The following is a 1,191-nucleotide window of genomic DNA, read 5'->3' as shown; positions in this document are numbered from 1 at the left end:
GTCACAATATGCGTCCACTTCATTGATCCAAAGACTGGATCGATTAGTTCGCGGCTTTTTGAATTCTCGCCAAGAATACCCCCTCAAGGAACTCCTTTATGTCAGCATCGGTAAGCTCGTGGTTTTCAGGGCTCATAATTTTGCTTCTTTTAATGGCTAACACCAAAATCAGCGGCGAGTTTACGAGTCCGCTGCATTTTCTTGTTCAATGACTTTCATGCTATGAGCTAACTCTTGTTCAAGACTCATCATGTGTCGTGACATCTCATTATATTTACTTTTCGAATGATCTAAATGTTGTTTGATTTGGGCGTAATCTTCTGAAACTGACTCGTAATGTTGCATCAAACGATCAATATCAACTTCTCTATCACCGTCATGTAGCATATGATTTCGATGCTCTCTCAAACTATTTCGTTCATTCTCCAACATATGTCTTTTTTCTTGCAGCATGCTCATTTCTTTTTCATATGACATCATTTGATGACGAACCTGTTCAAGCTCATCCATAAGGTGATGCACTTTTAATTTTCTTCTTTTTATGAACTCCATTTCCTTCATTTTCTTATAAGCAATCTTATCTCGCCTTCTAACTTCTCTTATTTCCTCGACAATTTCATCACTAACTTGTTCATTCAAATTCTCTCTTGCTAGCTCAAGAAACCTATCTGCTTGATACATGTGAAATGTATTTTCAGCTCTATCTTTAAATTCTTTCACCAACTCTGGTCTGGGGCCAATAGTCTTTCCTTTAAATTTTTCCCACCAATCTTCCTTTTTATCATCAGTTACAAGAACTATGCCCTTTTTGGCTTCAATTGACTTGTCGATAACCTGATTCCAAACGATCAAATCTCCATATTTTCGACACTTCTCTGTGAATACATCGCTATCTCCAGATTTGATGCCATCTTTAAATCCAGGTGGAATTTTTTGCTTATAACGTTCCTCGCCATCAACAATCAAATTTTCTAGATCTTCTCTAGAATATGGCTGCCCTACATTATTCTCAAATATGGAAGAAATAGACTCTTTAATTTCATCATTAGAAATACGTTTGGTGTGAATCCCTTTGTTTTCTGACAACTCATTACAAAGAAGGTCAAAGACCTTATTGACTTGATTCATTGTCTGCTGACTAACAAAGGGGTGTTGACGAGCGTTATCCAAATCACTCCTTAAAGAGTTTAT

Annotated in this window: 1 protein-coding gene; it reads right to left on the bottom strand. The window is 36.9% G+C overall.

Going from position 1 to position 1,191, the window contains the following annotated elements:
- Nucleotides 1–180: 180 nt before the first annotated feature.
- On the bottom strand, nt 181–1,191 hold a 1,011-nt coding region (locus ACT3TJ_RS17940), incomplete at its 5' end, for a PIN-like domain-containing protein (RefSeq protein WP_444615272.1).

The organism is Halomonas sp. AOP30-A1-24 (assembly GCF_052378165.1).
Lineage (GTDB): Bacteria > Pseudomonadota > Gammaproteobacteria > Pseudomonadales > Halomonadaceae > Vreelandella > Vreelandella citrativorans.
This window is presented reverse-complemented; position numbering and strand designations above follow the sequence as displayed.